This window comes from Pseudochelatococcus sp. G4_1912, from assembly GCF_047501465.1.
GTDB lineage: Bacteria > Pseudomonadota > Alphaproteobacteria > Rhizobiales > Beijerinckiaceae > Pseudochelatococcus.
This window is the reverse complement of record NZ_JAZDRL010000001.1, coordinates 132518-157885: the sequence shown is the minus strand read 5'-3', so window position 1 is coordinate 157885 and position 25368 is coordinate 132518. Positions and strand designations below refer to the sequence as shown.

Sequence of the window (25368 nt, the reverse complement as noted above, 5' to 3'; positions counted from 1 at the left end):
AATGATGATACCATTCAGATATTAAAACATACACCCTTTAAAGAAACAGAAATTTGCAATATATATTATAGAAAACGGCATAAAAATAAAATTTTATCCTAAATAAACTTAAAACGGATTTATATTTGACACGAATAAAGCATGAATACATAAAATAATTTAGTCTGTTGCGAATATCGATCTAACATGCTACGTGCCTGACGCCTTTCGTTAATCATTGTGTCTGGTGCGCAGCATGTCTTCCTTGTCGATTGCCCCTTCCATTCTCGCATCCAACTTTGCTCGTTTCGGCGACGAGGTTGAGGCCATAGACAGGGCTGGCGCGGATTGGATCCATATTGATGTTATGGATGGCCATTTTGTGCCCAACATCAGCTTCGGCCCCGAGGTTGTGCGCGCAATCCGCCCTTTGACCAAGAAAATCCTCGACGTGCATCTGATGATCGCCCCTGTCGATCCTTACCTGCCAGCATTCGCGCAGGCGGGCGCTGATATCATCACCGCGCATGTTGAAGCCGGCCCCCATTTGCATCGCACGCTGCAAGCCATCCGCGGCCTTGGCAAGAAGGCAGGCGTGGCCCTTAATCCGGCAACACCTGTAAGCGCGCTTGAACATGTGCTGGACGATGTTGATTTGATTTTGATTATGAGTGTCAATCCTGGATTTGGCGGGCAGTCATTTATTCCCTCGGCAGTCGCTAAAGTGGCCCAGGCGCGCGCATTGATTGGTAACCGCCCGATTGTCATTGAGGTTGATGGCGGAGTCACCGCAGAAACTGCTCCGGCAATTGTGAAAGCGGGCGCGCGGGCGCTTGTTGCGGGATCGGCAGTGTTTAAAGGCGGCGAGAGCGTTTATGCTGATAACATTTCTGCCATCCGTAAGGCAGGCGAAGCCGTAATTGGCGAATGGGCCTGACGGCGCATTAAGAAACTCAAGGAGCCCCTCATGATCCCGCGCTACAGCCGCCCTGAGATGGTTGCCATCTGGTCACCAGAAACGAAGTTTCGCATCTGGTTTGAAATCGAGGCCCATGCAACAACGGCGCTCGCGAATCTCGGCGTTGTTCCTAAGGAATCTGCCGAAATCGTATGGGAAAAGGGCTCGAAAGCTAATTTTGACGTCGCACGTATTGATACAATCGAACGCGAGGTCAAGCATGATGTTATCGCTTTCTTGACGCATCTCTCCGAAATTGTGGGGCCGGAAGCCCGCTTTGTGCATCAGGGAATGACTTCGTCAGACGTGCTCGACACCTGCTTCAATGTACAGCTTGCACGCGCCAGCGACATCCTGCTCGCTGACCTTGACGCGCTTCTCGCAGCTCTTAAGCGTCGTGCATTTGAATATAAGCTCACACCGACCATTGGCCGTTCACATGGCATCCATGCTGAGCCGCTTACTTTTGGCCTCAAGATGGCCCAGGCTTATGCCGAATTTGAACGCTGCCGTGAGCGCCTCGTCGCTGCCCGTAAGGAGATTGCAACTTGTGCGATTTCCGGTGCGGTCGGCACTTTTGCGAACATTGACCCCAGCATTGAAACCTATGTCGCCGATAAGCTTGGTTTAACGGTTGAACCAGCATCGACGCAGGTTATCCCACGTGATCGGCATGCGATGTATTTCGCAACACTCGCCGTTATCGCTTCTTCCATTGAGCGTCTTTCGGTTGAGGTGCGCCACCTTCAGCGTAGTGAAGTCTATGAGGCTGAAGAGTTCTTCTCTGAGGGCCAAAAAGGCTCATCAGCGATGCCACATAAGCGCAATCCGGTCTTGACGGAAAATCTGACCGGCCTTGCCCGTATGGTGCGCGCCTATGCTCAACCTGCGATGGAAAACGTAGCACTTTGGCACGAGCGTGACATTTCGCATTCATCAGTGGAGCGCATGATCGGCCCCGACGCCACGATTACGCTGGACTTTGCACTGGCACGGCTCGCGAATGTAATCGACAAGCTCGTTGTTTATCCAGAAAACATGCAAGCTAATCTGGATAAGCTTGGTGGCCTTGTGCATTCCCAGCGAGTGCTGCTGGCGTTGACGCAAAAGGGCGTATCACGCGAAGAAGCATACCGCCTGGTACAGCGCAACGCGATGCCTGTTTGGCGGGGCGAAGGCGATTTTCTCACACTGCTGAAGAACGATAAAGACGTCCGCGCTTCACTTTCCGAGGCAGAAATTGAAGAAAACTTCGACCTCGGCTACCATCTTAAGCATGTCGATACTATCTTCCAACGGGTATTCGGGGAAGTCTGATGCGCATTTCTGAATGCGATTTCTTGATTATTCCGGGTCTTCACAACTCGGAAGAGGAACATTGGCAATCCCGATGGGAGAAGCGGCTCGCAACAGCATCGCGTGTTGTGCAGGCGGACTGGTCCAATCCTGATCCCGACGCGTGGGTGGCAGCAGTGCAAGAACGCGTTGCTGAAGCTAAACGCCCTGTCGTGCTCGTTGCGCACAGTCTTGGCGTGCTCACGGTGGCTCGCGCAGCTCCATTACTGGTGCCAAATAAGGTGGTTGGCGGTTTTCTGGTGGCTGTTCCTGATCCGGAATTAACGGTTGATCAACTGCCAGCCATCGCGTTGTTTGCACCGGTGCCAAAAGCTCCCCTGCCCTTTCCTTCACTTCTGATTGCCAGCCGCAATGATCCGCATTGCAGCTTTGAGCGCGCACAAGCCATTGCGCTTGATTGGGGCTCCACGGTTGTTGATGCTGGTGAAACCGGACACATCAACGCCGAAAGTGGCCATGGCCCATGGCCTGAAGGGCTTATGCGACTGGGGCATTTTCTGGGACAGATTAGTTAGTTGCCACTACGGGTAAATTTCCTGCTATAAACCGTGTAATTGCACCGATTAATCGACACCCAGGGCGTGCTTTTTGTGCTGCCAGTCATTACATTGAGCTGACGATTCGGTTCTGAATCGCCACAGGTTTTTTTGCCCTTCCGGGGCATATACATGTCAAGGAAGCGTAATGTCCGAACCCGCCCGCGAGCTTCAGTCTGACGAATACGGTGCCGATTCCATCAAGGTGCTGAAGGGTCTGGACGCAGTGCGCAAGCGTCCGGGCATGTATATCGGGGATACCGATGACGGCTCGGGCTTGCATCATATGGTGTACGAAGTCGTTGATAACGCCATTGATGAGGCATTGGCCGGGCACGCTACCAGGGTGACGGTAACATTGAACGCTGATGGCTCGTGCACGGTCGCCGATAACGGGCGCGGCATTCCAACTGCTATTCATACAGAAGAAGGCGTTTCAGCAGCCGAGGTTATCATGACCCAGCTGCATGCCGGCGGTAAGTTTGACCAGAATTCCTACAAGGTCTCGGGCGGTTTGCACGGCGTGGGCGTGTCAGTTGTTAACGCCTTGTCTACGTGGCTGAAGTTGCGTATCTGGCGCGGTGGTCGTGAGCATTTTCTTGAGTTTCGTCATGGTGATGCCATCGCTCCACTGATTGAAGTAGGCGATGCGGGTGACAAACGCGGCACGGAAGTGACCTTCCTGCCTAGCCCTGAAACTTTCACGATGATTGAGTTCGATTATGCAACGCTTGAGCATCGCCTGCGTGAACTCGCGTTCCTGAATTCAGGCGTACGCATCACGTTCACTGACAATCGTCATGCTGAACACAAGGTCGAAGAGCTTTATTATGAAGGCGGCATCGAAGCCTTTGTGCAATATATCGACCGCGCCAAGCATCCGCTTCTCAGCAAGCCAATTGTCGTACATGGCGAGCGGGATGGTATTGATGTGCAAGTCGCACTATGGTGGAACAACAGCTACCATGAGAATGTGCTGCCTTTCACCAACAACATTCCGCAGCGCGATGGCGGCACGCATCTGGCAGGCTTCCGTGCGGCGCTCACACGCCAGGTTGCAAGTTATGCGGAATCATCTGGCATTATTAAAAAGGAAAAGGTCTCTCTCACCGGCGATGACAGCCGCGAAGGATTGACAGCGGTCGTCTCGGTCAAAGTGCCGGATCCAAAATTTTCCTCCCAAACCAAGGACAAGCTGGTTTCATCCGAAGTGCGGCCCGTTATTGAAGGCATTTTGAATGAGACGTTGGCGGCATGGTTTGAAGAGAATCCGACTGAAGCCAAAATTGTTATCGGCAAGGTAGTGGAAGCTGCTGCCGCACGTGAAGCCGCAAAACGTGCCCGCGAGTTGACACGTCGCAAGGGTGCGCTCGACATTGCTTCGCTTCCGGGCAAACTGGCGGATTGTCAGGAGCGCGATCCAGCGAAATCCGAATTATTCCTTGTTGAGGGTGACTCCGCAGGTGGATCGGCCAAGCAGGGGCGCAACCGTGAATATCAGGCCGTGTTGCCGCTGCGCGGTAAAATTCTTAATGTCGAACGCGCGCGGTTTGACAAGATGCTGTCGAGCCAGGAAATTGGCACACTGATCACGGCACTTGGCACCGGCATCGGCCGCGAAGACTTCAAGCCGGAAAAGCTCCGTTATCACAAGATCATCATCATGACCGATGCTGACGTTGACGGTAGTCATATCCGTACGCTGCTGCTGACGTTCTTCTTCCGTCAAATGCCGGAGTTGATTGAGCGTGGTCATATTTTTATTGCCCAGCCTCCACTTTACAAGGTCTCACGCGGCAAGTCGCAACAGTATTTGAAGGACGAACGCGCGCTGGAAGATTACCTGATCGAAACTGGTACTGATGGCGCTGTTCTCAAAATCGCAAGCGGCGAAGAACGTGCCGGCGCAGATCTGCGCACCTTGGTGGAAGAAGCGCGCGTTGTACGTCAAGTGCTTGATCACCTGCACACACGTTATAACCGTATGGTTGTTGAGCAGGCAGCTATTGCCGGTGCGCTGCGTCCACAAATTGCGGATGACGCTGAAAAAGCACAAGAAACAGCTGATTATATCGCTCGTCGGCTTGACGCGATTTCGGATGAGACCGAGCGCGGCTGGGCAGGCAGGGTGGCTGATGGTGGCTTTGTGCTGACGCGTATGGTGCGCGGCGTAAAGCAAGTGGCCACGCTCGATAGCGCACTTCTGGAATCAACGGATGCGCGTCGTCTTGATGAAATGGCTGTGCATTTACAAGACGCGTTTGGTAAACCTGCAACGCTCATCCGCAAGGGTGAGGCGATTCAGGTTACAGGGCCCGTATCACTGTTCGAAAGCATGACCACATCTGGCCGCAAGGGCTTGCAGATGCAGCGTTATAAAGGTCTTGGCGAGATGAACCCGGAACAGCTTTGGGAAACCACGCTCGACCGTGACAATCGCTCCTTGTTGCAAGTGCGCGTGCGTGAAGTAGCCGCAGCAGATGACATTTTCGTCAAGCTGATGGGCGACGTGGTAGAGCCACGCCGCGAGTTCATTCAGGATAACGCGCTCAACGTTGCAAATCTCGACGTGTGATGCACCGCACTGACATCTTCCCGCTTAAACATGCTAAAGCATTGCTGCGGGAGGATGGAAGCATCAGATCGGTCCAGGCTCGTTCAAACTCAACCACCTGAAGTGGCGTGAAATCCTGCTTGGCCGTACATCACTTCAGGTTTCTTTGCGACCCAAATTGGGAGCATCTGCCAGAGGCAGCTGCCGTGCCAGTTTGATACTGTTTTTTATTTCCATGAGTCCTGCATAATGACATCCGCGCCCCCCAGTTCTGCCGAGGGCCTGTCTCCGGCTGTTCGCTCTATTGGCTCTGGTACTGTTTTTGCTATGGCAGTCGCCTGCGCTTTTGCTGTTGCCAACACTTATTACAACCAGCCTATGATGGTGAATATGGCGCGCGACATGAGCGTGCCAGAAACCTCTGCTGGCTTTATCACCACAGCAACGCAAGCGGGGTATACAGTTGGCCTGCTGCTGCTTGCACCTCTGGGTGATATTTTTGAACGTCGCCGATTGATTTTATTAGTTGTAGCTCTGCTCATCATCGCATTGCTGGGAGCGGGTGCTGCACCATCATTTGGTATGCTGTTGGGCGCAAGCTTCTTTGTTGGCATGTTTTCGATTTCGGCACAGTACATCATTCCGATGGCTGCCCAATTAGCACCGCCAGAAAAACGCGGGAGTGTTATCGGTATTATCATGTCCGGATTGCTCACCGGCATTCTGGGGGCGCGAACACTTGCTGGTTTTGTCGCAGAGTATGCAAACTGGCGCACAATGTTTGTTATAGCTGCGCTCATTATGATTGCAATCGCAGCGCTCATAAGGCTGACCTTTCCTAAGGTTGCACCCACCTCATCGCTTGGCTATGGGGCGTTGATGCGCTCATTATTACCGCTCTGGCGGGCTGAGCCGGTGCTACGTGAAGCAACGGTTGTAGCAGCTCTGGCATTTGCAACCTTCAACATCTTCTGGACGACACTAACACCCCATCTAGCAAGCCCTGAACTTGGTTACGGGCCTTCAGTCGCGGGCCTCTTTGGCCTTATCGGCATGGTAGGAGCTTTTGCCGCAACCATTGCGGGGCGTTTGGCAGACAGGGTACCATCACGCCAAATGATTGGTGCATCAACATTACTGATGCTGATTTCATTCGCGGTGATGGGCGTCGGTGGTCACCTGATTATTGGGCTGGTTATCGGGGTGATTATTCTCGATATCGCCTTACAAGGCGTGCAAATCACGAGTCAGACGCGTATTTTCGGCCTGCAGCCCAATGCCCGCAACCGCATCAATACGATTTTTATGACGGCGTATTTCATTGGTGGCACAGCCGGCTCCTTAATCGGCACCTTGGCATGGCAATACAATGGCTGGAGAGGTGTCTCTGCAGCAGGTATTGGCATTGCTACCTTGGGCCTTGTTTTACATCTATTAGGACCCAGGCTTTTTGGAAACAAGGCACGGAAGCAGGATTGACGCCCCTTGACGCAGATATGCCATCTGCCACACTCGCCACAAAAATGAGTAAGAGTGGGGAAGAAAACATGCGTCATTTCATACTCAAGGCAACATTTGCTAAAATCGCAATCGCTGGCGTTGTATCTTTTGCCTCAATAAGCATGGCCAACGCGGCCTGCCAACGCGAGGGCGGTTTTGGCACCTGGCTTGAAGGCGTGCGGCAGGAAGCGTTATCAGCAGGTATCTCACCCGCTGCTGTATCTGCAGGTCTTGATGGCCTCACCTACGATGCGAATGTTGTCTCACGGGATCGTGGACAAGGAGTATTTGGGCAAAGCTTTCTGCAATTTTCTGACCGTATGGTCTCTGCTGGGCGCCTGCAACAAGGGCGGAAGCAAATCGGTATACACCGAGGCACCTTCCAGAGGATCGAAGCGCAATACGGCGTGCCCGCTTCCATAATTGCAGCATTCTGGGGCCTTGAGACTGATTTTGGTGCCAATAATGGCAAATTCCCGGCAATGCGTTCATTGGCAACACTGGCCTATGACTGCCGCCGGCCTGAACTCTTCCGGGCACAATTACTTGACGCCCTGCGCCTCATAGAGCGCGGCGATCTTACCCCAGCCCAAATGGTGGGCGCATGGGCGGGTGAAATTGGTCAGGTACAGTTTATGCCATCTGATTACCTGCGCTACGCTGTAGATTATGATGGAAACGGAAGGCGCGATCTTATCCGTAACACTGCCGACGCTCTTGCCTCTGCAGGTAATTACTTATCAAAGCTGGGATGGAAAGCCGGACAGCCCTGGCTAGACGAAATCCGCGTTCCCGCAGAACTCCCTTGGGAGCAAACGGGGCTTGACCGCCGCCAACCGCGCTCCCACTGGGCAAGCCTTGGTGTGACAATGGCAGATGGCTCGCCACTTCCCGCAGATGCCCTGCCCTCCTCGCTTCTGCTCCCGATGGGGCGCAGTGGACCAGCATTTCTCGCGTATCCTAATTTCAATGTGCTTTTGAAGTGGAATCAGTCCTTCATTTACGTCACCACCATTGGTTATTTCGCTAACAGGCTAGAGGGCGCTCCCGCTGTGCGGCGCGGCGGAGCCATCAACCATATGTCTCCCAAGCAGATTAGCGAACTGCAACATCTTCTGAATGCACGCGGATTTTCTGTTGGAAAGGCTGATGGCGTCATTGGCGCAGATACGCGCGCCGGCACGCGTGAGGCGCAGCGCACACTGGGTCTCCCTGCAGATGGCTATCCCACAACCACCCTGCTGGAGAAGCTGCGCAAGGGCGGTTAATGCCCTCAAATTAACGCGATCACGTGTACCCTCTTGCATCGCGCGCCATTTCGCGCGACAAGCTGCGTTTACGCCACTGATCCAGTAGACCATGACCGACAAATCTTCTCCGGAGGCCCTTCGCAGGACCTTCGCTATTATCTCCCATCCGGACGCCGGTAAAACCACACTCACTGAAAAGATCCTTCTTTTCGGTGGTGCGATTCAGCTTGCCGGTGAGGTCAAAGCCAAGAAGAACCGTGTTCAAACCCGTTCCGACTGGATGGGCATTGAGCGTGATCGCGGTATTTCAGTCGTCACATCGGTGATGACATTCGAATATGGCGGCCATGTCTTCAACCTGCTCGACACGCCAGGACACGAGGACTTCTCTGAAGACACCTACCGCACACTCACCGCTGTCGATTCGGCGATCATGGTGATCGATGCTGCGAAAGGTATCGAGGCGCGTACACGTAAATTGTTTGAAGTGTGCCGATTGCGCGATATCCCAATCGTCACCTTTATCAACAAGCTTGATCGTGAAACGCGTGATCCATTCGACCTGCTGGACGAAATCGAAAAAACGCTTGCTCTCGACACCGCACCGATCAACTGGCCGATCAGCCGGGGGAAAAGCTTCGCCGGCACTTATGACCTGGCCAAGAATACCGTACGCCAAATCGATAAGGATGGCCCTCCCCTCCCTGTCAGCGGTCCTGATGATCCTGCTCTGTTGGCGCTTGTCCCTGAGTATGATCGTGATGCATGGCGGGAAGAGCTGGAGCTGGCACGCGAGGGATGCCGGCCTTTTGACCTTGAATCTTTCCGCGAAGGTCATCTGACACCGGTGTTTTTCGGCAGTGCATTGCGCAATTTCGGTGTGCGCGATCTGATTGATGCGATGGGTGAAATTGCGCCTCCACCGCGTGAGCAGCAAGCGCATACCCGTACTGTACAGGCAAACGAGCCTAAAATGACCGGCTTTGTGTTCAAAATTCAGGCGAACATGGATCCGAACCACCGCGATCGTATTGCCTTCATGCGCATCTGCTCAGGTAAGCTCTCGCGGGGCATGAAGGCAAAGCTCGTGCGCACCGGCAAGCCCATGAGCCTTTCAGCGCCGCAATTCTTCTTTGCGCAAGATCGCGCAATTGCAGATGAAGCCTATGCTGGCGATGTGGTTGGCATTCCCAACCATGGCACCCTGCGCATTGGCGACACGCTGACTGAGGGCGAGGAAATCGTCTTCCGCGGAGTACCCTCGTTTGCGCCTGAGATCATGCGCCGTATCAAGCTCACGGATGCGATGAAGGCCAAAAAGCTGCGCGAAGCTTTGCAGCAAATGGCTGAAGAAGGCGTGGTACAGCTCTTCATCCCGCAGGATGGTTCGGCTCCTATTGTCGGCGTCGTTGGCGCACTCCAGCTTGACGTGCTGAAAACGCGCTTACAGGGCGAGTATGGCCTGCCGATCGATTATGAAACGACGCGCTTTTCCGTTTGCCGCTGGATTGACAGCGACAGTCGCATTGAGCTCGACAAGTTCATGAATGCCAATAATTCATCGCTCGCGGTAGACCTTGATGGCGCGCCGGTTTTTATGGCCTCTACTGCATTCTCGCTCAATTACGAGCTGGAACGCTGGCCGGAAATCCGCTTCACCGACATCAAGGATTATCAGGTGCAGGATAACGCCTGAAAACCACTTTGATTGTTGCGGAGTCTCGCTACTCCGCAACAATCAGCGCCCAATACACCTTATATTTGGAACCCGGCGCATAGGCCGTGGCAATGCCAATCCGTGTTGCGGATTTTTGCAGCAGCACTCGATTATGCTGAGGTGAATCGCGCCAGCCGGAAAAGGCCTCTGCCAGTGTCCGATAGCCTGCGGATAAATTAACTCCTGGCTGCCGCACACCCTGTGTCATCAGTTGCGCCTTCAATGCATCTGCAGAGACTGGCCTATCCGCCCGTGCAGCTGCTTGCGCACTCGCCTGCGCCTGAGCACTCAGCAGCGCATCAACCTTTACGGCACCCAGCCCGTTCTTGCGGCGATAAGCTGTGATGATCTCCTCTGCTGCAGCCGCATCAACCTTGGCCCCAGCATGATCAACCATACGATAAAACGGGGCAACACCCGTGCTACGCTGTGGCTCAGCACAAGAAGTGAGGCCAAGCAACAAACAAGCCAGTGCCGCAGCTTTTGTCATTGTCATTCCTGCCACGATCATGATTTTGCCGATCCCGTATCGTCTTGCCCGTGATGATGGTTGAAGCCACCTTCAGCGTCTGCACCATCACTGGCACCGAATTTCCACTCTTCCCAAACCATAGGGCGTACTGGCACGAAGTCTTGTTGGCGCAATGCTTTTAGAACTGCAAAATTTAGATCGCTGGTAACAGAAAGCCGGTTCTCGATATTTGCAATGAAGCAACGCATCTCAAACCGCAACATTGTTGGCTCGAACCCGCGCAGCAACACACTCGGAGGCGGTGTATCAAGAACCTGTGCGTGCTCTTTGGCGCAAGCCAACATCAAGTCCCGTACCACTTCAGGATCAGCTGCATAATTGACGCCAATTGCGATAATCACGCGCCCTAGTTTATCGTGATGCAGCCAGTTCTTCACTGTGCCTGATACGAGACTTGAATTAGGCACAATCACAGCAGCGCGATCAAAGGTCTCGATTTCAGTAGCACGCACATTGATGCGCTTCACATATCCTTCATCTGGCCCAACAACGACCCAATCGCCCACCTTGATCGGTCGCTCCCATAACAGGATGAGACCGGATACAAAGTTGTTCACGATGGACTGCAAACCAAAACCGATACCGACAGACAGCGCACCAGCGACAATCGCAACACGATCAAGACTTAACCCAATCTGCGTGCATGCCAAACCAACGGCAAGGAAAAAGCCGATATAGCCAACACCTGTAGCGATAGAATTTCGAATACCCGGATCAACACTCGTCGCAGGCAGGAACCGTGTTGAAAGCCAACGCTGAATCACACGGCTGATGAAAAGCGTGATCCCAAAGGTGAAGATAGCGCCCAATATATCGACCGGTGACATACGTAAATCACCAATCGAAAACCCCGCCCGCAGTAGTTTGAGAGAGGTGACCACATCATTCGATTCAAGCCCCCAAGGGGCGAGTATCAACATGATTCCGATGGCAAAAAACACCAGTTTAGTCAGACCAGCAAACAAAATACCGATCTGCTCCAAGGTGCGGCGACGCAGCCCCACGCTCGTCTGCAACACCAATGATACCCGCGAATTGCGCTTAGGTGTTTCAACTGCAACTTCCTCAATCAGCGTCGTGATAAGGAAGAATAGGCCAACGATTGTGGCAACCCAGATTACCTGGTCCACAATAAAGGACGCAAATGCAATAAAACCTGTCAGCAAGGCGGCCAGAATGGCAAAAGTGGCCAACCACCCCACCACACGCGCCAGGCTCCACAATTGCGGTTCAGAGGGAACATAGGGGCCGAAATCATCCTCAATCGGTTTTGCACGCCGCCGCAGACCCTGCAAAGTCCAGAACATCACAGCCGCTACGGAAAAGGCAGCAAGACCATCCACCAGGGATACCAGTGACAGATGCACATCAGCTGCCGCCACGACAACCTGCAATAACTGCCCCGCCAGCATCACCACCGTTAGCACAACGCTGGTGTGGTAAAGCCAGGTTGCCGTATCATCATCAAGTGAGAACAATCGCCATTGCGGCAATCCGGGTGCAAAAATCGCACGGGCAAGAGCCCGCATGAAAAATACAAATCCTGCACTCACCAGCAGCCAGACAATGACGGATTCCATCCGTCCGTCAGCAAGCCCCTCCGCATCGAGGCCAGCGAACAGCGTCATCATGGAAGCGATGATCGGCACCGTTGCGCAGAGCATCACCCCCATTGCTTTCGTAACCCTGCGCAGTCGCTCAGGATTGGCTTCATTAGACGAACGGCGGTTTAACCGCGGCAGGAAACGGCGCTGAAAAAAGTGCAAACCCGCCCAGACGGCAATCGCCAGGGAGGTCGCTAATGCCATACCATCACGGGCACGCTGAGATGCGGCGACAAGCCAGCCGCCAAAAATTTTGCGGCCAGATTCCAGCCCCTCCGGCACATGGCTGAGCGCCTCTTTCCATAAGCCCGGGCTGAAAAGGCTAGGGCCATTTGCAAACAATTCATTGGCAAGGACAAGTCTGCGTTTATCATTGATAGAGGTCGAAATCTGCCCGGCCTGCACCAACATCGCTTCCGCGAGGCCAATGCCAGCCTGCAGTTCTGCCAGATTTCGGCTACGCTCATCGCGCTCTCTGGCAGTTGTTTCACTTTCAGGCGGAGCACCTTCTGCCGGGCGGGGACCCAATTGCGCCAGCTGTGCACTAATAGCAGCCGCACGAGGCGCCAGATCGCTAATCACAGCCCGAATTTGACTTGACGCATCGCCCACACGCTCCCGCATGCCAAGCAGTTGCTCTTCATTCAGATCATTCGATTCAAGCGCTTTTTCGAGCGTCTCAAGCTCAGCCCGCACTACATTAAGTGCAGTAGAGGGCGCGGGACGCGCACCGTTGGCATTGTCCTGGGTAGAGGATACTTTAGGAGAGGAAGGCTTTGCAGCCATGGAAGATTTAGAAACCGAAGGCGCCTTACCTGCCGTATCCTGCCCAACCACGACAGGATCGCCACACGCAACCAGCGCCAACAGCATCAGCATGCTGCATACCCGCAGCATCATAGCCCGGGCACTTACGTTCTTACCCAACACACTCACTTAGCAACCCCGTCCGCAGCAAATTCATCCATCAGAAACGCATGCACGTCAGCCCGCGCCACGTCGTGAGCGATAAAGCTCTGCCCAATTCCACGTGCAAGGATAAAAGTAAGCGCGCCACGCCGCACCTTTTTATCCTGCGCCATCGCATCCAGGAGGCTATCAGGATCGCCGATATCGCCTGGCACTTCCTGCAACCGCGTTGGCAAACCTACTGCTTTTAGATGACGCTCCACGCGCTCAGCATCCTGCCCAGATGCAAGCCCGAGCTTGACTGAAAAGCGGAATGCCATCGCCATACCGATCGCAACCCCCTCACCGTGCACCAACCGTGCGCCATCATAACCACAGGCACGCTCAAGCGCATGGCCAAAGGTATGGCCCAGATTAAGCAAAGCCCTATCGCCATTCTCATGCTCATCACGCGCGACAACCGCCGCTTTGGCAGCACAACTCGTCGCCACCGCTTTTGCGCATGCTTCGCCCGCCGTAAATACCGCCGTGCCGTTCAGCTCGCACCATTCGAAAAAAGCCGGATCATCTATCAAGCCATATTTGACGACTTCGGCATAACCGGCACGAAACTCTCTTGCGCTTAAAGTATCGAGCACCGCCATATCGGCCACAACCAGCGAGGGCTGATGAAATGCCCCCACCAGATTTTTGCCATAAGACGAATTAATACCCGTCTTTCCACCAACCGATGAATCGACCTGCGCCAACAACGTTGTTGGCCATTGCACAAAGCGCACCCCTCTGCGCACTGATGCCGCAGCAAAACCGGCCAGATCTCCAACAACTCCGCCGCCCAATGCCAGCACCAGATCGCCGCGCTCTATCCTGGCCGCTATCAGCCCATCACACACGGCTGCAAATTGCGCATAAGATTTGCTGCTCTCTCCCGGTGGCACTGTAATTTGGGCAACGCGCAGGCCCTGGGATTCAAGTGCATCGGTAATCCGCGCACCGTGCAGAGCATTAACAGTGTCATCGGTGACAATGGCCACAGCCCCACCGGGCGCAAGCTGCGCTACACGCGTGGCACCAGGCGCGACGATATCACGGCCGATCACGATGTCGTACGAGCGCTCCCCCAGAGCAACCGGCACTGTAATAGGGGCCGCTCCCCCTGCAGAGGAAGCGAGATCCTGAGCATTGCTGGTCATCAAAGTCTCCAGAAGCGCAAACGTCAAAACTGGCGCAAAAACCGTCCTGCTGAAACGGCCATTTTGCTGAGGCTTCATTCTTTACAGATTAGCGTCGAGAATGGCCACAAGTTCATCGACAATTGTCTCATGCGGCACTTCCCGCGAATGCACGGTAAGATCAGCCAGTGCATAGACGGGATAGCGCTCATCCATCAGGCGTTGCAAGGTTGCTTCAGGGTTGTCCGTCTGCAACAGAGGCCGCGTGGGACGTTTACGCACGCGACGCATCAACGTGTCAGCATCAGCCATCAGCCAGATAGAGGGCCCCGATTCGCCAATGCGTGCGCGGGTCTGCGGATTCATATAAGCCCCACCGCCAGTTGCGAGCACCTGTGGTCCCTCATTGAGCAGCCGATCAATGACCCGCCGCTCGCCTTCACGAAAATGCGCTTCGCCATGGATTGAGAAGATATCTGCGATGCACATGCCCGCTGCTGCTTCGATCTCCAGGTCAGCATCGACAAATGGCAGATTGAGACGTTGCGCCAGGCGCCGACCGATTGTGCTTTTGCCCGCACCCATCATGCCAATCAACGTGACCGTACGATGACCAAGCTTTGTTGCAATCCGCGCGCACATCGCCGCATCCCGCTGCATATCACGATGCGCGGTATCGCGTGAAACAACCTCAGAGCCTGTATCTCCGTCATCTGTCTTCATATTTTACATGTATCCGCGTTATTCTGTGTGTTGCACCCTGGCCCTTGCGCATCCCTGTCCCTAACATCCGCGCATTATTGCATCATGGCCATTGCCCAACTTCACCGCAGATCCTTTCTCACGCCTTCACGTATTTCATTAGCATGTTACAACCATGCGCCAGATGCGGCTAATTGTCGATCATGGCTTGTTTACTATCACGGGAAAATGTCTGCACGTACGCAACGTCGGATGATATTCTTATCGTGGCCGACCTTTGTATCACCGGCCTGCGGAGTAACAATGCCTACGCTTTTTCGTCTTCTTATCATTGTCGGCATTCTCACGGGTCTGGGCTATGCAGGCCTTTATGCACTGGCGACTTACCTCACGCCCGAAATGCGTGAGATCACAGTCGCAATCCCCGCCGACCGCCTGCCGCGCTAACGACAAGCCATGCCGAAGCCCGGTTCTGCCCTTGTCGCTGTCGATCTCTACCTCAATATGCTGGCAGCAGAGCGTGGTGCTTCGCGCAATACACTCGATGCATATCGCCGCGATCTAACGGATTACACTGCTTTTTTGCTTAGCCAGAACAAGACGCCTGACTCTGCAACATCCGATTCCATCCGTGCATTTATGGTTGAGCTTGATGAACGCGGCCTGAAAGCAACGTCGGCCGCCCGCAAACTATCGGCCGTGCGCCAGCTCCACCGTTTTCTGTATAGCGAAGGCCACTGCCGTACAGATCCCGCTGCGGCCATCGAAGGACCACGGCGCGGACAATCACTGCCCAAGGTGTTATCGATTGCAGAGGTGGATCGTCTACTGACGGAAGCCCATGCAGGCATTAATGATGAAACCTTGCCTTTGGCCAAACGCCTCATGCGCGCACGAATGGCGTGCCTTATGGAAGTTCTCTACGCCACAGGCTTGCGCGTATCCGAATTGATCGCCTTACCGATCACAGCGGCCCGCACGCGTGAACGTTTTCTGATCGTGCGCGGAAAAGGCGATAAGGAACGTCTCGTGCCATTGACCGACGCCGCGCGCGAAGCCGCCAGGACCTTCCTTATGCTTCGTGAAGCTGCGGCCAACAACCGTGAAAGCCATTCACAGTGGTTATTCCCCGCTGACAGCGCTTCTGGCCACCTCACACGGCAAGCATTTGCGCGCGATCTCAAGGATTTGGCGATACAAGCTGGTCTATCTCCTGAACGCGTCAGCCCGCATGTATTGCGCCATGCGTTTGCCAGCCATCTGCTTCACAATGGTGCCGATCTACGCGTGGTGCAGGAGCTGCTTGGCCATGCTGATATCGCTACAACACAGATCTACACCCACATTCTCGATGAGCGCATGAAAGCCATGGTGCGCGATCTGCATCCGCTCGGTGATAGTTAGAAACTCTCTCAAGCCTATCCACCTCAAACCATAAGCGGATATTGCATATCCCCCTTGGAGCATGCGATGGTAGCCGCTGGTTAGCGGTACAGGCAGCATCCCAATAAGATGCATTATAGCGTTTGCAGCATTATCTGCGCGCGTTGCCCATGCGCTTGAAACGGGTTCGAGGAGATCATGGCGGGCGTTGAAGTTGGCTGGACTGATGTCATCAGATTGGCAGCAGTTGTATTTTTGGTGCTTGCTAACGGATTTTTTGTCGCAGCCGAATTCTCTCTCGTGGCCGTTCGACGCAGCCGCGTAGCTGAACTCGTCGCGGACAAGCATCGGAATGCCACCGCGCTGCAAAAGGCGATTGATTACCTCGACGGCAATCTGGCCGCAACACAGCTTGGCATTACCATTTCATCACTGGCGCTAGGCTGGATAGGAGAGCCGGCGCTTGCGCATCTCATCGAACCGCTCATTGCGGGTCTTCCGGGGAATCTTGCTACTATCGGCTCTCATACAATTGCAGTCGCCATAGCTTTCACCATCATCACGGCGCTGCACATCGTATTAGGAGAGCTTGCGCCTAAAAGCCTTGCCCTGCAACGCAGCGAAGCAACAGCACTGGTCATCGTCCGTCCCCTTGGCATTTTCCAGTTCATCTTCCGCCCAGCTATTTTCGTGCTGAATGGCTTGGGCAATCAGGTACTGAAACTTGCAGGCCTTCATGCCAGCGAAGATGCCGGCTCCACCTACTCGCCGGAAGAGTTGAAACTGCTCATGGCCGCCAGCCAGCGAGCGGGCGTGCTGCATCAGGCGCAGCTTGAGGTGGTGGAACGTGTTATCAACCTCAGCAATAGACGCATTGGCGATTTTATGACGCCGCGGCTTGATGTCGAATGGGTGGATGCTGACGACCCTCCGGCTGAGATTCTGAAAACCATCCGTGAAAGCCGACATGCTCAAATGCTCGTCAGCCGTGGTGAACTCGATGAAGTTCTGGGCATCGTGCTGAAAGAAGACCTGCTCGATAGCGCCCTTGACAACCTGCCCATCGATGTCGCTCATCTCGCACGGGAACCGCTGGTGGTGCATGAAGCCACGCCATTTCTGCGGGTGCTCGACCACTTCAAACAGCAGCCAGTGCGCCTGGCCGTTATCGTCGATGAATATGGCGGCGTGGAGGGGATCGTTACACAGACAGACCTTCTCGAAGCCATGGCTGGTGAATTACCGGGCACAGACGATGACGAACCATCAGTCGTAGAGCGTGCAGACGGCTCACTCCTGATAGATGGGATGATGCCCGCGCATGATGCATTCGACCGCCTGGGCTTGCGCGATCTGCCACAAGGTGGGGATTTTCACACCATCGCAGGCTTCGTGCTGCATGAACTGGGTCATATTCCCAGTGTCGGCGATACAGTGGATTGGCAGAACTGGCATTTTGAAGTTATCGATATGGACGGTCGCCGCGTAGATAAGCTGCTGGTTGCCCGCATCAATGACGATTAGAGAAGTTTGCACTCAAGTTGAGTCGGCATTTTTCTCTAATCATTTGTTTATGCGTCAGATTTATCCCAAAAGTGGCATCCACCGTTTGGTCTGATGCAATAGAGCGCAGCTCTGATCCTGTCAGCACGCCCCGCGCTTACCCTCCCTTAGCGGGAAATCCCGCGCCTGTTAATGCGCGGGCTGAAGCCACCGCACGGGTAAGATTTGTGGCCATATCCTTATGAGTAGGATTTTCCGCCATCTTCGCGCCCGTATGAAGGCCCAGCTTTTCTGCTGCAACAGGCAAAGGCCAGCGCGCCTTCGGGCGGTGCGTGCGGAACTGGCCGCGTGTGATCGCAGAAAAAGTAATAACAACCACCGCCAAAGTGATTATCCACCATGGGAATGCCACACCGGCACCAAGGCAAGACAGCATACAAGCACACGCAACAGCAGCCGTCATTCCAGGCACAAGCAATGCTGATCCTGCAGGACCTGATGCTCTGTCGCCCAACCCGCGCACGATAAAATACAATACCACCGCTGCAAGGCCCGCGCCGATGGCTCCCAACTCGAACCATATCTCGAACGGAAAACCATTTGGCACCTGCACCGGCACAGCACCGGAAAGACGCGCAGGCAACACCGTATCAAGACCATGCCCGATAACAAAGCTGCCCGGCACTGTCAGAATCAATGATTGCCAGGCCATCGCTCCATCGCGCAAGGGATTACCTTCTGCAAACAGCAGTTGCATCAATGGCGACAACACCATCACAAGTGCAGGCGCTGCGATAAGCCCTCCAGCGATGCCCCATGCGACAATACGGTTGCCAAGTACTGGCCGCCAAAAAGTCAGCGCATAGATCACAACTCCGACAGCAAAACCACCCAACGGTAGCCATAGCTGCGAAACACCCAATGTTAATGCCGTGACCAGCCCCAATGCAACCGACAACCCTCGACGCCTGCGGGACTCCAGCCATGCAACGGCCGGCCAGAATATGACTGCCAGTCCAGTCATGCCACGTTCGAAAACCGCCGTCTCATTTAACAGCATATCCCGTGAGCGCGTTGCCATTAAAGCCAGCGCCAGCAATGCCGAAGCAGCCACACCAATGCCTGTCAAATAAAGGTTGGATGCCCGCACCCGTTCGGGCAGCGCTGTCACACCGATAAGAGCAACAGCCCCTGCTTGTATCATATCAAAGAGTTTATCGCCTGCTTCACCACGATCCGGCGACCACATCACCGATAGCGCTGACCATAACAGCAACAGAATACCTGCAACACCAGCAGGGCTTTTGAACAGCTCACCCAGAAATCGGAACACGCCACGCGGCGGTGCTTCAATAACACTTGAGAGCGCCAACAGCGACACTCCCACTGGCGCCAAAACCACTGTCGCCCGGCGTGAGAAGAAGGCAGCCAGCGGCAGCAACACAACGAGAATCCCAAATCCCATACGGCGCAGCAACGCAGCAGCATCAGCAGCAGGATCAAGCGGGGGGGAGTGAGGGCGCGTCACCATGCACGAATACGCTTCCAAAACAGGCGCGCCCAATGCGCACCTCTTGCCCTACCCTAGCGTGGGCCAATTGAGAAAGCTGTAGAAGTAATGCAACACTCGAAAAGATGAGGTATTTTCAAGAGAATAACGATAAATTAATCGCCAAGCCCATCCTTGAGAATATTTTTAATTCTGGTAGCGACAGAAACTTTTTCATGACCATCAAACAACCAATTATACACCCCACGGCGATTGGACATAAGCGGATCCTTACCTTCCAGTAAGCTTTCAATCTTCTTTTTTAGTGCATCACCATCACTTATTTTATAGCACGCACTCATTACCGCTTCCCCAACTTTATTCAGATCTGCCATACCTCCAGTGAAAATTACCGGCTTTTCTGTAAACATAAACTCAGCCATTGTTGATGAAATATCACTCACCAAAATATCCGATCCGAGAACATCATCCAGAAAGTCAGCCCCTAAAACAAAGCGCACGCACTCATCATTTTTCATGAGATTAAGTAGATTGATCCCCTCTTCCATGCCCTCTTCTTGACTCAATGAAACAAAAAGAAGCGGATGGGCAATTAAGTTCAAAATAAGATTATTTTTCTTAACGACATCGAATAGAGACTGTGCGTATGAAATAAAATTCACCCGATCAGCACCCGTCCAGCGAGGCTTCCATGCTATAGCCTTGCGATCAAATCTGGTAAACTGACGCCCATAATAGGCGTAACTATCAAGCTTTAGGTAGCCCACTGGAATGAAGTTAATGCGGTCGCGATAAAGCTGCGCAGATTCCGTAAAAACCATGGAAGCACGCTCAAGGTATGGATTCTCAGCCAGCACTCGATAATCGCCACTCCAGTGGATCAGCGCTGCACCATAGGAAACATGAATGAGACGACCAATAGCAGAGAGTTTATCAGAGCTGAGTTTATCATCGATATAAATATCATAAGGATTAGAAGTAAAAATATAATCCGGCTTAAGCGCTTCTATATCAAAATCAGCACAGTAAATAATGTGAGGAATACCCTTATCAGCTAAGACTGCTGCAATTTCCAAAGCAGGAACTGCAGGAGAAAAGCTATGACCGACACGATCACACACCACAACTGTAATGATATTTTCAGGCTCAGCGCTAAGCTCTGCATAAAGCGTTTCAATATTATTTGCATATGGGTCATTAATGATAAAGACAATATTCAAACCAGTATCCTCATTCTGGAAAATGCAGGACAGTCAGCACGCACTGCATCTCTCCCAATTCATCGAACAAGCTGCATGTCTGGACATTTATAGCCGACACTTTCTGCGGGCATGCTCTAAATGCTCGAATTTGATGATAAGCACAATGAGAGAAAGTTCATTATTGCACGGGGTGGAAAAATGCGAACTGATGAACATTGAGGTCAAAGCTAGACATCTGCGACAACGCTGGTATGACGCAAATACGCATAGCATCTTTCACTGATGATACATCCGTAATCTGATTAAGGATGTGCCAGCGAAGCGGGTGCTTTCAAGAAATTGATGTTAACGAATGGCCCCAAGTGGCCCATTGTGGATTCTTAAGGGGATAATGATGACCTCGAAACTCGATCAACTGAAAGCTGTCACCGTTGTCGTTGCCGATACGGGTGATATCGAGACCGTGCGTCGTCTTAAACCGCAGGACTGCACCACAAACCCAACCCTTCTGCTTAAAGCCGTGCAATCCGGCGCCTATGCGGCAATCGTTGATGAGGCCCTTTCATGGGGGCGCAAGCTTGACGGCGCTCGTGATGAGGTGATTTCACGTGTGTCTGACCGCCTTGCCGTCAGCTTTGGCACCGAGCTTGCAAAAGCCGTTCCCGGCCGCGTATCAACAGAAGTTGATGCGGATCTGTCGTTCGATACCGAGGCAACCGTTGCCAAGGCACGCGCCTTCATCAGCGATTATGCAGAACGCGGCATTGGGCGTGATCGCATCCTGATCAAAATCGCAGCAACATGGGAAGGTATTCGCGCAGCAGAAATTCTACAGCGTGAAGGCATCGACACCAACCTCACACTGCTGTTCTCGCTCGCCCAGGCCGCAGCTTGTGCTGATGCAGGCGTGTTTCTGATCTCCCCGTTTGTCGGCCGCATTCTTGACTGGCACGCCAAGAACGGCGGCGGCCCTTACACCGGCGAAACAGATCCTGGTGTTGTCTCCGTGCGCGCAATCTATGCTTATTACAAGCGTCACGGCATCAAGACCGTCGTCATGGGCGCATCGTTCCGCAATAGTGCGGAAATCGAAGCACTTGCAGGCTGCGACCGGCTGACGATCTCGCCAGCCCTCATTGATGAATTGGCCGCAGCTGAAGGCACCTTGCCGCGCGCGCTGTCGCCAGATGCTATCGCTGATGCGCCCGACCGTCTGCATCTTAATGAAGCGGCTTTCCGCTTCGCAATGAATGAAGATGCAATGGCAACTGAGAAGCTGTCGGAAGGCATCCGTGCTTTCGTCAAGGATCTGCGCAGCTTGCGTGCAATGATCGGCGAGCAACTATCATAAGGTGAAAGCGCATGATCGACATCGCCACCAGGGTCTATAATCATAGCTGGAAGATCGATCCGATCGTGCGCTCTCTGCTCGATACGGATTTCTACAAGCTATTGATGGCGCAGATGATCTTTCGTCGCCAGCGCGATGCGAAGGTCACCTTTTCCATCATCAACCGCTCAAAACATGTACGGTTAGCGGATCTAATTGACGTGGAGGAACTCCGCGAGCAGCTCGATCATGTGCGCACATTGTCGCTCACGCGTGGTGAATCCACGTGGCTGCGCGGCAATATGTTCTATGGCCGCCGGCAAATGTTCGAGCCGGAATTTATCGCCTGGCTCGAAAAATTCCGGCTGCCAGACTATACCCTTGAAGAGAAAGACGGCCAGTACGAACTGACCTTCGAGGGGCCATGGCTGGAAACCACTTTCTGGGAAATTCCCGCTCTTGCAATTCTGACAGAACTACGCTCACGCGCGGCCCTCAAACATATGGGCCGCTTTGAGCTGCAAGTGCTCTATGCCCGCTCGATGGCGCGTTTGTGGGAAAAGGTTGAAGAGCTGAAAATGCTTCCTAACCTGCAGATCGCTGATTTCGGCACCCGCAGAAGGCATAGCTTTCTGTGGCAGGATTGGTGCGTGCAGGCCATGCAGGAAGGGCTTGGAAACGCCTTTTCAGGCACCTCAAACTGCCTGATCTCGCTGCGCCGCGAGATGGAGGCTGTAGGCACCAATGCGCATGAATTACCAATGGTTTATGCGGCTCTCGCGCCCGATGATAAGGAGCTGATGCAAGCTCCCTATCACGTGCTAAGCGATTGGCAGGAAGATTATGACGGCAATCTCCTGGTCATCTTGCCCGATACCTATGGCACAACCGGCTTCCTGAAGAATGCACCACCATGGCTATCGAAATGGACCGGCATCCGCGTGGATTCAAAAGACCCCATTGTCGGCGGTGAAGAAGCAATCGCATGGTGGAAATCACGCGGGGCCGACCCACGTGACAAGCTGATTGTGTTCTCGGATGGCCTTGATGTACCGGCTATCAAGAAAATTCATGCGCATTTCACGGGTCGGGTGCGGTTTGCATTCGGTTGGGGAACGATGCTGACCAACGATTTTCGCGGCTTCGCGCATGACGCATTGCTCGATCCGTTCTCAATCGTCTGCAAAGTGGTCTCGGCGAACGATACCCCAACGGTGAAGTTGTCAGATAACCCCGCCAAGGCCCTCGGGCCACCTGAAGAGATTGAACGCTATAAACGGGTTTTTGATGTGGGTGAGCAAAACGTGCGTGAAGTGGTGGTGTAATGTCGAAAGATCAGAAAAAAAACGAGCAGGCTTCCAACGCAATGTGGGGCGGCCGCTTTGCTACATCGCCCGCCGCTCTCATGGAAGCCATCAACGCATCCATCAGCTTCGACAAGCGCCTGGCGGATCAGGATATTCGTGGCTCCCTGGCGCACAGCGATATGCTGGCGGCGCAAGGCATTATTGGTCAGGATGACCGCGACGCAATCCACGCGGGCCTTGCCAAGGTGCAGGCAGAGATCAACACTGGCACATTCGAGTTCAAGACGGCGCTGGAAGACATTCATATGAATGTCGAAGCACGTCTGAAGGACATTGCCGGCCCCATGGCAGGACGTCTCCACACTGCCCGCAGCCGTAATGATCAGGTTGCTACCGATGTTCGCCTTTGGGTGCGTGAAGCGCATGACCGCGCAATTGCCCAGATCACCGGCCTGATGACTGCGCTCATTGCACAGGCAGAAAAAAACACCGACACGGTGATGCCTGGCTTCACACATTTGCAAAGCGCACAGCCCGTGACTTTCGGCCATCATCTCCTGGCCTATGTCGAGATGTTGGGGCGTGATCGCAGCCGCTTCCGGGATTCGCGCAATCGTCTCAACGAATGCCCCCTTGGCGCAGCAGCCCTTGCCGGCACCTCCTTCCCGATTGATAGACACGCAACGGCCAAGGCGCTCGGATTTGAAGGGCCAACGCGCAACTCGCTTGATTCTGTGTCAGACCGGGATTTCATTCTGGAATATCTGTCATCAGCCTCGATTTGCGCCCTGCATCTGTCACGATTTGCTGAGGAAATCGTGCTCTGGATGACCGCACAGTTCGGCTTCGTGCGTCTTTCCGACCGCTGGACGACAGGCTCCAGCATCATGCCGCAGAAGAAGAATCCTGACGCAGCCGAACTCGTGCGCGGCAAGACAGGCCGCGTTTACGGCGCTCTCGTCGCGTTGCTCACTGTCATGAAGGGCCTGCCACTGACCTACTCCAAGGACATGCAGGAAGACAAAGAGCAACTGTTTGACGCCGCTGACACCCTCGAACTGGTACTTGCTGCCACCACAGGCATGGTGGAGGACTTGCAGCCAGTCGCCGAGCGCATGGCAGGTGCGGCGGGCGCGGGCTTCTCAACCGCAACCGATCTGGCAGATTGGCTGGTGCGAAGCCTCAACATGCCGTTCCGTGACGCTCATCATGTAACAGGTAGGCTTGTTGCTGAGGCTGAGCAGCGCGGCGTGGGGCTGGAAGAATTGCCACTTGATGTTTTCCAGGCAGTTGAAGCTGGCATTACATCTGACATCTATGCAGTTCTAGGCGTTCAGAACTCCGTGCGTTCACGCAAAAGTTTTGGCGGCACGGCCCCTGATCAGGTCGCGCTGCAAGTTTCATGGTGGAAAGACCGTCTATGAACCCAGCCTTAGCGCGTACCATTCCGGCGCTTTTCGTCGTTATCTGGGCAACGGGCTTCGTAGTGGCGCGATTAGTCGCGCCACATGCCGATCCTATGACGTTTCTCGCGCTTCGCTGTGCCCTTGCGGTGGTTGTCTTTACGGCCATTGCATTTGCAGTCGGCGCGAAATGGCCTGCAACGCCACGCCATTGGTTCGATGCGCTCATCGCCGGCGTGTTGATGCAAGGCTGCTATCTCGGCGCAACTTTCTGGTCGGCAAAGCATGGTTTGCCTGCGGGCATCATTGCGCTTGTCATGGGCTTGCAGCCGCTGCTAACCGGCATCCTATCCGTACCGCTCCTGGGGGAACGGGTATCCGGCCAGCGCTGGCTTGGCATCGTGCTAGGCTTTTCCGGTGCGCTGCTAGTGTTGTTCCCCAATCTTGGACAAACAACATCCTCCCTGCCCCTGGCGGCAACGCTTGTTGCATTGGGTGGCATGGTGGCAATGACGTTTGGTACCATCTGGCAAAAGCGTACGGCTTCAAAATCTGATTTGCGCACTAATGCGGCAGTTCAGTTCATTGGCGGCGTCGCAGTGCTGCTGCCCTTAGCACTGCTGACGGAGAACATGCACCTCGATGGCACGATTGAGATGTGGATCGGCCTCATCTGGGCAGTGCTGGGGTTATCGGTCGGCGCAATTACGCTGCTGCTCTATCTGATCAAGCAGGGGGCCGTGGCAGGGGTTGCGACATTGCTCTATCTGGTGCCGCCTGTATCAGCGCTGATGGCCTTTTTCCTGTTTGGCGAAACACTTGCACCAATTCAGCTTGTGGGTATGGCATTATCAGCTGCCGGAGTTGCAATCGCTAACCGGCCTTAGGCTTGGACCATGATATGCAAGGAAAGACACAAAGAGCGGGGCTATTCCCGTCAGGTGGCTTGACGTAGCAGAGT

Annotated in this window: 20 protein-coding genes; 14 read left to right on the top strand and 6 right to left on the bottom strand. The window is 54.0% G+C overall.

Features of this window, described 5'->3' with window-relative positions:
• Positions 1 to 235 precede the first annotated feature (235 nt).
• The 7 genes from rpe (at position 236) to VRZ32_RS00670 (ending at position 9829) form a co-directional block, all read left to right on the top strand.
• Positions 236 to 916, top strand: a complete 681-nt coding sequence (gene rpe, locus VRZ32_RS00700; protein ID WP_414523523.1) for a ribulose-phosphate 3-epimerase — start codon at positions 236 to 238, stop codon at positions 914 to 916.
• Positions 917 to 946: 30 nt separating this feature from the next.
• Positions 947 to 2254 carry an adenylosuccinate lyase gene (gene purB, locus VRZ32_RS00695; protein WP_414523522.1) on the top strand — a complete coding sequence of 436 codons (1308 nt, stop codon included), beginning with the start codon at positions 947 to 949 and terminating at the stop codon, positions 2252 to 2254.
• Positions 2254 to 2808 (top strand): RBBP9/YdeN family alpha/beta hydrolase, encoded by a 555-nt coding sequence (locus VRZ32_RS00690; protein WP_414523521.1) that lies wholly within the window; start codon positions 2254 to 2256, stop codon positions 2806 to 2808. The genes purB and VRZ32_RS00690 overlap by 1 nt, the downstream gene beginning before the upstream one ends.
• A 169-nt stretch (positions 2809 to 2977) precedes the next feature.
• Positions 2978 to 5404, top strand: a complete 2427-nt coding sequence (gene gyrB, locus VRZ32_RS00685) for a DNA topoisomerase (ATP-hydrolyzing) subunit B (protein WP_414523520.1) — start codon at positions 2978 to 2980, stop codon at positions 5402 to 5404.
• Positions 5405 to 5632: 228 nt separating this feature from the next.
• Positions 5633 to 6862 (top strand): MFS transporter, encoded by a 1230-nt coding sequence (locus VRZ32_RS00680; protein ID WP_414523519.1) that lies wholly within the window; start codon positions 5633 to 5635, stop codon positions 6860 to 6862.
• 68 nt (positions 6863 to 6930) lie between these two features.
• Entirely contained in the window at positions 6931 to 8151 is a 1221-nt protein-coding gene (locus tag VRZ32_RS00675; protein WP_414523518.1) for a lytic murein transglycosylase, read from the top strand.
• A 91-nt stretch (positions 8152 to 8242) separates the two neighbouring features.
• Positions 8243 to 9829 (top strand): peptide chain release factor 3, encoded by a 1587-nt coding sequence (locus VRZ32_RS00670; RefSeq protein WP_414523517.1) that lies wholly within the window; start codon positions 8243 to 8245, stop codon positions 9827 to 9829.
• A 28-nt stretch (positions 9830 to 9857) separates the two neighbouring features.
• Here VRZ32_RS00670 and VRZ32_RS00665 read toward each other — a convergent pair whose 3' ends face one another.
• The 4 genes from VRZ32_RS00665 to VRZ32_RS00650 all read right to left on the bottom strand — a co-directional run bounded on the left by VRZ32_RS00665 (position 9858) and on the right by VRZ32_RS00650 (position 14790).
• Entirely contained in the window at positions 9858 to 10340 is a 483-nt protein-coding gene (locus tag VRZ32_RS00665; protein WP_414523516.1) for a CAP domain-containing protein, read from the bottom strand.
• Positions 10341 to 10357: 17 nt separating this feature from the next.
• A complete protein-coding gene (locus tag VRZ32_RS00660) occupies positions 10358 to 12922 on the bottom strand; it encodes a DUF3772 domain-containing protein (RefSeq protein ID WP_414523515.1) in 2565 nt (854 codons plus the stop codon).
• A complete protein-coding gene (gene aroB, locus VRZ32_RS00655) occupies positions 12919 to 14088 on the bottom strand; it encodes a 3-dehydroquinate synthase (RefSeq protein WP_414523514.1) in 1170 nt (389 codons plus the stop codon). Before aroB ends, VRZ32_RS00660 begins: the two co-directional genes overlap by 4 nt.
• Positions 14089 to 14169: 81 nt before the next feature.
• Complete coding sequence (locus VRZ32_RS00650) at positions 14170 to 14790, bottom strand: shikimate kinase (RefSeq protein ID WP_414523513.1); 621 nt, start codon at positions 14788 to 14790, stop codon at positions 14170 to 14172.
• 282 nt (positions 14791 to 15072) lie between these two features.
• Between VRZ32_RS00650 and VRZ32_RS00645 the strand changes: the two genes are divergently transcribed.
• From VRZ32_RS00645 to VRZ32_RS00635, 3 genes are all read left to right on the top strand, one after another.
• Complete coding sequence (locus VRZ32_RS00645) at positions 15073 to 15216, top strand: histidine kinase (protein ID WP_414523512.1); 144 nt, start codon at positions 15073 to 15075, stop codon at positions 15214 to 15216.
• Positions 15217 to 15225: 9 nt separating this feature from the next.
• Positions 15226 to 16173: a site-specific tyrosine recombinase XerD gene (gene xerD, locus VRZ32_RS00640; protein ID WP_414523511.1), complete on the top strand. Its 948-nt coding sequence runs from the start codon at positions 15226 to 15228 to the stop codon at positions 16171 to 16173.
• Between the two features lie 177 nt (positions 16174 to 16350).
• Positions 16351 to 17676 carry a hemolysin family protein gene (locus VRZ32_RS00635; RefSeq protein WP_414523510.1) on the top strand — a complete coding sequence of 442 codons (1326 nt, stop codon included), beginning with the start codon at positions 16351 to 16353 and terminating at the stop codon, positions 17674 to 17676.
• 136 nt (positions 17677 to 17812) lie between these two features.
• Here the strand turns inward: VRZ32_RS00635 and VRZ32_RS00630 are convergent, their stop codons facing one another.
• Both VRZ32_RS00630 and VRZ32_RS00625 read right to left on the bottom strand, forming a co-directional pair.
• Complete coding sequence (locus VRZ32_RS00630; RefSeq protein WP_414523509.1) at positions 17813 to 19186, bottom strand: peptide ABC transporter permease; 1374 nt, start codon at positions 19184 to 19186, stop codon at positions 17813 to 17815.
• A 134-nt stretch (positions 19187 to 19320) separates the two neighbouring features.
• Positions 19321 to 20385 carry a CDP-glycerol glycerophosphotransferase family protein gene (locus VRZ32_RS00625; RefSeq protein ID WP_414523508.1) on the bottom strand — a complete coding sequence of 355 codons (1065 nt, stop codon included), beginning with the start codon at positions 20383 to 20385 and terminating at the stop codon, positions 19321 to 19323.
• Positions 20386 to 20761: 376 nt separating this feature from the next.
• Between VRZ32_RS00625 and tal the strand changes: the two genes are divergently transcribed.
• Genes tal through VRZ32_RS00605 form a run of 4 tightly spaced genes read left to right on the top strand, consistent with a single transcriptional unit; the run spans position 20762 to position 25294 of the window.
• Positions 20762 to 21718 (top strand): transaldolase, encoded by a 957-nt coding sequence (gene tal, locus VRZ32_RS00620; protein WP_414523507.1) that lies wholly within the window; start codon positions 20762 to 20764, stop codon positions 21716 to 21718.
• Positions 21719 to 21729: 11 nt separating this feature from the next.
• The gene (pncB, locus tag VRZ32_RS00615) at positions 21730 to 23022 is read left to right on the top strand and encodes a nicotinate phosphoribosyltransferase (protein WP_414523506.1); all 1293 of its coding nucleotides are present in this window, start codon (positions 21730 to 21732) and stop codon (positions 23020 to 23022) included.
• On the top strand, positions 23022 to 24428 hold the full coding sequence (gene argH / locus VRZ32_RS00610; protein WP_414523505.1) for an argininosuccinate lyase: 1407 nt from the start codon (positions 23022 to 23024) through the stop codon (positions 24426 to 24428). Before pncB ends, argH begins: the two co-directional genes overlap by 1 nt.
• Positions 24425 to 25294: a DMT family transporter gene (locus VRZ32_RS00605; protein WP_414523504.1), complete on the top strand. Its 870-nt coding sequence runs from the start codon at positions 24425 to 24427 to the stop codon at positions 25292 to 25294. Before argH ends, VRZ32_RS00605 begins: the two co-directional genes overlap by 4 nt.
• Positions 25295 to 25368: the final 74 nt, after the last annotated feature.

Bases quoted from the DNA above. Each gene is read 5' to 3' on its own strand.
- VRZ32_RS00690 (WP_414523521.1), top strand. From the start codon at position 2,254: ATGCGCATTTCTGAATGCGATTTCTTGATTATTCCGGGTCTTCACAAC.
- purB (WP_414523522.1), top strand. From the start codon at position 947: ATGATCCCGCGCTACAGCCGCCCTGAGATGGTTGCCATCTGGTCACCA.
- gyrB (WP_414523520.1), top strand. From the start codon at position 2,978: ATGTCCGAACCCGCCCGCGAGCTTCAGTCTGACGAATACGGTGCCGAT.
- pncB (WP_414523506.1), top strand. From the start codon at position 21,730: ATGATCGACATCGCCACCAGGGTCTATAATCATAGCTGGAAGATCGAT.
- xerD (WP_414523511.1), top strand. From the start codon at position 15,226: ATGCCGAAGCCCGGTTCTGCCCTTGTCGCTGTCGATCTCTACCTCAAT.
- VRZ32_RS00675 (WP_414523518.1), top strand. From the start codon at position 6,931: ATGCGTCATTTCATACTCAAGGCAACATTTGCTAAAATCGCAATCGCT.
- VRZ32_RS00630 (WP_414523509.1), bottom strand. From the start codon at position 19,186: ATGGTGACGCGCCCTCACTCCCCCCCGCTTGATCCTGCTGCTGATGCT.
- VRZ32_RS00670 (WP_414523517.1), top strand. From the start codon at position 8,243: ATGACCGACAAATCTTCTCCGGAGGCCCTTCGCAGGACCTTCGCTATT.
- rpe (WP_414523523.1), top strand. From the start codon at position 236: ATGTCTTCCTTGTCGATTGCCCCTTCCATTCTCGCATCCAACTTTGCT.
- VRZ32_RS00665 (WP_414523516.1), bottom strand. From the start codon at position 10,340: ATGACAAAAGCTGCGGCACTGGCTTGTTTGTTGCTTGGCCTCACTTCT.
- VRZ32_RS00680 (WP_414523519.1), top strand. From the start codon at position 5,633: ATGACATCCGCGCCCCCCAGTTCTGCCGAGGGCCTGTCTCCGGCTGTT.
- VRZ32_RS00645 (WP_414523512.1), top strand. From the start codon at position 15,073: ATGCCTACGCTTTTTCGTCTTCTTATCATTGTCGGCATTCTCACGGGT.
- aroB (WP_414523514.1), bottom strand. From the start codon at position 14,088: ATGACCAGCAATGCTCAGGATCTCGCTTCCTCTGCAGGGGGAGCGGCC.
- VRZ32_RS00635 (WP_414523510.1), top strand. From the start codon at position 16,351: ATGGCGGGCGTTGAAGTTGGCTGGACTGATGTCATCAGATTGGCAGCA.
- tal (WP_414523507.1), top strand. From the start codon at position 20,762: ATGACCTCGAAACTCGATCAACTGAAAGCTGTCACCGTTGTCGTTGCC.
- VRZ32_RS00650 (WP_414523513.1), bottom strand. From the start codon at position 14,790: ATGAAGACAGATGACGGAGATACAGGCTCTGAGGTTGTTTCACGCGAT.
- VRZ32_RS00605 (WP_414523504.1), top strand. From the start codon at position 24,425: ATGAACCCAGCCTTAGCGCGTACCATTCCGGCGCTTTTCGTCGTTATC.
- argH (WP_414523505.1), top strand. From the start codon at position 23,022: ATGTCGAAAGATCAGAAAAAAAACGAGCAGGCTTCCAACGCAATGTGG.